Origin of the sequence: Anaeromyxobacter terrae (genome assembly GCF_022690685.1) — a bacterium.
GTDB classification, from domain to species: domain Bacteria; phylum Myxococcota; class Myxococcia; order Myxococcales; family Anaeromyxobacteraceae; genus Anaeromyxobacter; species Anaeromyxobacter terrae.
Genome location: NZ_JALCYY010000124.1, coordinates 1 through 4,734 on the forward strand (window position 1 = coordinate 1; position 4,734 = coordinate 4,734).

At 74.7% G+C, this 4,734-nt stretch carries 5 protein-coding genes; 1 reads left to right on the forward strand and 4 read right to left on the reverse strand.

Annotated features, from left to right (window positions below; translation table 11 throughout):
* The 4 genes from MNY62_RS25280 to MNY62_RS25295 form a co-directional block, all read right to left on the reverse strand.
* The coding region (locus MNY62_RS25280; protein ID WP_242347097.1) for a methyltransferase domain-containing protein at positions 1-694 on the reverse strand (694 nt) is incomplete at its 3' end.
* Between the two features lie 151 nt (positions 695-845).
* Positions 846-1,619, reverse strand: a complete 774-nt coding sequence (locus MNY62_RS25285) for a hypothetical protein (RefSeq protein WP_242347098.1) — start codon at positions 1,617-1,619, stop codon at positions 846-848.
* 36 nt (positions 1,620-1,655) lie between these two features.
* The gene (gene hpt / locus MNY62_RS25290; protein ID WP_242347099.1) at positions 1,656-2,183 is read right to left on the reverse strand and encodes a hypoxanthine phosphoribosyltransferase; all 528 of its coding nucleotides are present in this window, start codon (positions 2,181-2,183) and stop codon (positions 1,656-1,658) included.
* On the reverse strand, positions 2,176-2,991 hold the full coding sequence (locus MNY62_RS25295; RefSeq protein ID WP_242347100.1) for a uracil phosphoribosyltransferase: 816 nt from the start codon (positions 2,989-2,991) through the stop codon (positions 2,176-2,178). Before MNY62_RS25295 ends, hpt begins: the two co-directional genes overlap by 8 nt.
* A gap of 54 nt (positions 2,992-3,045) precedes the next feature.
* On the opposite strand from MNY62_RS25295, the gene MNY62_RS25300 reads away from it, so the two are divergent.
* On the forward strand, positions 3,046-4,572 hold the full coding sequence (locus MNY62_RS25300) for a carboxypeptidase M32 (RefSeq protein ID WP_242347101.1): 1,527 nt from the start codon (positions 3,046-3,048) through the stop codon (positions 4,570-4,572).
* The last annotated feature ends 162 nt before the right edge of the window (positions 4,573-4,734 follow it).

A 4,734-nucleotide genomic window follows, 5' to 3' on the forward strand; every position in this document is an offset into this window, starting at 1 on the left:
AGCGGGCACCGTCCGCGAGCGGCCGCACCGGGAGCGCCACCACCGAGAGCCCGCCGAGCCCGCACGGCTCGTCGCCGCAGATGGCGACGTAGGCGGCGGTCTCGGGCGTCCCGGCGAGGGTACCGTCCATCGCGACGTCCGGCTCGTCGTCCCCCTCGCTCGCGAGCGCGAGCACGTAGCCGACGGTGGCCGACTGCGTCGCGACCTCCACGAGGGCGAACTCGTCCGCGAGCGCCGCGACGAAGGCCTCGTAGGGGGGCGGCTCGGGCGCGGCCGGCTCGCCGCCGAGATCGGCGAGCGCGGGGCCGCCCGCCGCGAGCGCGGTCACGAGCCGGCCGCCGGGCACGAGCAGCCGCCGGAGCGCGGCCACGCGGGCGGGATCGCGCGCGAGCGCGTCGCCTTCGGCGACGAGCACGAGGTCGAAGGTGCCGGCGCGGAGCGCCTCCGGCTCGGCGGCGCGGAACTGGACGAACGGGTGGTGGCCCGCCTCGCGCGCTGCGGCGAGCTCCGGCTCGCTCGACGCGATGGACAGCACCGCCGCGGCGCCGCGCTCGGCGAGGAACAGCGCGGTCGCGCCGTCCGTCGCCGCCGCCGCGCCGATCTCCAGCACGCGGCGGCCGGCGAGGAGCGGCTCGATGAAGCTGTAGCGCGCGAGCAGATCGCCCGCGCCGTTGCGCGCGTGGAAGGGGGCCATGGCGAGCGCGATGTTACCACCCCCGCCTCGAGCGCTCCGCGGCGCACCGCCTGCGCGGCGAGAGGGTGGCATCGGAGGGAGTCGGAGAGGAGCGGAGGTGCGCGCACCTCCGCGGGCGGCCCTCGACCTCACCCCGCGACCGCGACCCGCCTCAGCGCCTCTCCCCGCCCGCCTCGCCCTGAGGCGCGGCCGCCTCCGGCGCGACCGGCGCCGGCTGGGCCGGCGTCCCGGGCTGCGCCGGCTGCGGGCCCTGCCCGTTCTGCGGGACCCGCTGCGCGCTGCCCGCGTTCCGGAGCGCGACCGAGGCCGCGTCGAGCGCGGGCTCGACGTCGTGCAGGAGCGCCCGCGCCTCGTTCGCGCGCGCCGAGCGCGAGGCGCCGGTGTGCCGCAGCTTCTCCGCGGCGTCGCGCAGCTCGCCGACGGCGCGATCGAGGAGCCGCCGCGCCTCGTAGTAGCCGGACTCGGCGCGGAGCGCGGAGAGGTCCTCGCGCTGCGTGGGCGAGAGCCCGGCGAGCCGCTCGGCGCGCGAGAGGTACCCGAGGCCGCGCTCGAGCCGCGCGGCCTCGCCGCTCGCGATCTCCTCGCGCGCCCAGCCCGAGAGGAGATCGTAGATCCCCTGATCGAGCTGGCTCCGCTCCTCGAACGCGCGCTCGGCCGGGAGCGGCTTGCCGGGGGGCGCCACGATGGGCTCGTACGCCTGCGCGAGCGACGGATCGGCGGTCTTGAAGGTCTGCCGTCCGATGGGCGCGAGGATGCCGCGCATCACCACGAGGCGCCCCTCGTCGGGGACGAGGTACCAGGTGCGCGCGTTCCGCTCGGAGACGAGCCAGAGGACGAGCGCGAGGAGCCCCACGATCGCGAGCCACGCGACCGCCGCCCTCGCCCCGCCGCCGCGCCGCGGCGTCCTCGTCGTGTCGTCCGCCACGAGTAACCTCCCGCGCCGCGCGCGAGGCGGACCGCGCTAGACCCGCGGCACGCCCACGAACGGCAGGTTCCGCATCTTGCCGTCCCAGTCGAGCCCGTAGCCCACCACGAACTCGTCGCCGATCTCGAAGCCCCGGTACTGGATCGGCACCTTCACGACCGCGCGCGACGGCTTCTCGAGGAGCGCGCACACCTGCACGCTCGCGGGCTTGCGCGTCGCGAGGTTGTCGAGGAGGTACCGCATCGACAGCCCGGTATCGACGATGTCCTCGACGAGCAGCACGTCCTTGCCCTCGATCGGCCGGGTCAGGTCGCTCGTGATCTGCACGACGCCCGTCGAGCGGGTGCCCTGGTACGAGGAGATGCCGATGAAGTCGATCGAGATCGGCAGGTCGATCGCCCGCACCAGGTCGGCGAGGAAGATGAAGCTGCCCTTCAGGACCCCCACCACGACGAGCGAGCGCCCCGCGTGATCGCGGGTGATCTCGGCGCCGAGCGCCGCCACCCGCGCCTGCAGGTCCGTCTGCGAGATGAGGACGTCGACCTTGCCCGCGCCGCTAGACATAGGCGTTGTTCAGGATCTCCCCGAAGCCGCCGCCGCCGGGGATGATGTACTGGTGGTCGTCGAGGCCGCGCTCCTCGTCCCAGCGCGTGCCCGGGATCGTCGCGAGGACGTCCGGCGCGGAGAGGCCGCGGTCCACGCGGATCGCGTAGACGATGACGTCGGGGTGCGCCCGCGTCATCGTGCGGAGGTACTCCGGGGTGACGATGAGGTGGATGTTCACGATCCGCCGGGGCTTGCCGGGGACCTTGGTCTTGTAGGTCTCGATCGCGGTCGCGAGCGAGCTGCCCGTCGCGCCCATCGGATCGGGGAAGAGCAGGAAGGCCTCGTCGACGTCGCCGCCGATCTTCATGCCCCCGATGCCGGCGCCGACGACCTCCTCGTTCACGCCGAGCATGCGGCTCATGATGATGTGGTCCTGCCGCACGAGCGAGGGCTCCAGCGTCTCGTTCAGGAGGTCGTAGGCGACCTGCGAAGGGAGCGCGCCGGCGCGGGCGATGTTCACCGTCACGGCGCGGACCGCCCGGTCGATGACCTCGCCCTCGAAGATGCCCTGCGGGGAGCTGTCGATCATGCGCGTCGGGACCGAGACGCGCCGGCGCGGGAACTCGGCGTTGAGGACCGTGCGGATCAGGTCCTCGTAGAGGATGCGCACGAGCCGGGTGATGTCGGGCTGGCGCGTCTCCTTCGCGCAGAGCGTCGCGAGGTGCCCGAGGAGGAACGGGTTCCCGACGATGTGCACGTTCGCGCCGTAGCGGTGCTCGATCTCGGAGAGCCGGAACGGGACGGTGTCGTAGCTGCGGTCTCGCACGGGCGGGGAGCATAATGCTTGTTCCCCCGGATGCCTCGGCCTAAATGAGCGGCCATGTCCGAGACCGCCCCCTCCCGGAGGAGCGCCGCGTGGGAGACGCTCGCGGCGGCCATGTGCGACGTGCGGGCGCTCGGGGGCGCGGTCTCCCTCCTTCAGTGGGATCAGGAGACCTTCATGCCGGCGAAGGGCGCGCCCGCGCGCGGCGACCAGCTCGCCGCGGTGCAGGCCGCCCTCCACGAGCGGCTCACCCACCCGCGCGTCGCCGAGGCGCTCGACCTCGCCGAGCGCGAGGACTCCGGGGATCCCGACCGCGCCGCCGCGCTCCGCGCGCTCCGCTTCGATCACGAGCGCGCCGCGCGCGTGCCGCAGGACCTCGTCCGCGCGCTCGCCCTCGCCCAGGGGGAGGGCGTCGACGCCTGGAAGGCGGCGCGCACCGAGCGCGCCTTCGCCCTCTTCGCCCCGAAGCTCGCGCGGCTCGTCGACCTCCGGCGCGAGCAGGCGGATGCCATCGGAGTGCCGGCGGGGGGAGAGAGGTACGACGCGCTGCTCGAGGGCTACGAGCCCGGCATGCGCGTCTCCCGGCTCGAGCCCATCCTCGCGCGGCTCGTCGGCTGGCTCTCCCCGCTCGTCGCCGCGATCGGCGCGGCCCCTGCGCCCGAGAGCGGGTTCCTCTCCGGCCGCTTCGACGCCGACGCGCAGTGGCGCTTCACCCTCGAGCTCCTCGCGGCGCTCGGCTTCGATCCCGCCGCCGGCCGGCAGGACCGCTCGCTCCACCCCTTCACGCTCGGCCTCGACCCGGGCGACGTGCGCGTCACCACGCGCGTGTACGAGGCGCAGCCGCTCTCCGCGATCTTCTCCACGCTCCACGAGGCCGGCCACGGGCTCTACGAGCAGAACCTCCCCGCCGAGCACCGCCGCTCGCTGCTCTGCGCCGCGCCGTCGATGGGGATCCACGAGTCGCAGTCTCGCCTGTGGGAGAACCTCGTCGGCCGCTCGCTCCCGTTCTGGCGCGCGTTCCTGCCGCGGCTCGCGGCGCGCTTCCCGCAGCTCGCCGGGATCGGGCCCGCGGACTTCCACCGGGCGGTGAACCGCGTCGAGCGCTCGCTCGTGCGCGTCGAGGCGGACGAGGTCACCTACAACCTGCACATCGCGCTGCGCTTCGAGCTCGAGCTCCGGATGCTGCGCGGAACGCTGGCCGTGTCGGACCTCCCGCAGGCCTGGGCGGCGCGCTCCGAGGCGCTCCTCGGCGTCCGGCCGCGCGACGACGCCGAGGGAGTGCTGCAGGACATCCACTGGGCCTTTGGCGACCTCGGCTACTTCCCGACCTACACGCTCGGCAACCTCTACGCCGCGACGCTCTTCGACGCCGCCGCGCGCGCGCTGCCCGGGCTCGAGGACGCGATCGCCGCGGGCGACCTCGCGCCCCTGCGGCGCTGGCTCACGGAGAAGGTCTACCGCGTCGGCCGCCGGAAGGACGCCGAGGACATCGTGCGGGACGCGGCCGGGGTGGGGCTCACCGACGAGCACTTCGAGCGCTACGTGAAGACCAAGTACGGCGCGCTCTACGGTCTCGCGATCTGATCGCGCTGTCCGCCGGGGAGCGAAGCGTGGCGCGGCGCGCGGAGCGCGGAGCGTTCCGCCGGAGGAGCGCGGGCGGTGAGTCCCGCGCCCCTCCTCGAGGCGAGGTTGAGGTTACGGAGACGCGGCGGGCTGCGCCGGCGCGTCCGCCGCGGGCGCGGCGTC

Bases quoted from the DNA above. Each gene is read 5' to 3' on its own strand.
- hpt (WP_242347099.1), bottom strand. From the start codon at position 2,183: ATGTCTAGCGGCGCGGGCAAGGTCGACGTCCTCATCTCGCAGACGGAC.
- MNY62_RS25300 (WP_242347101.1), top strand. From the start codon at position 3,046: ATGTCCGAGACCGCCCCCTCCCGGAGGAGCGCCGCGTGGGAGACGCTC.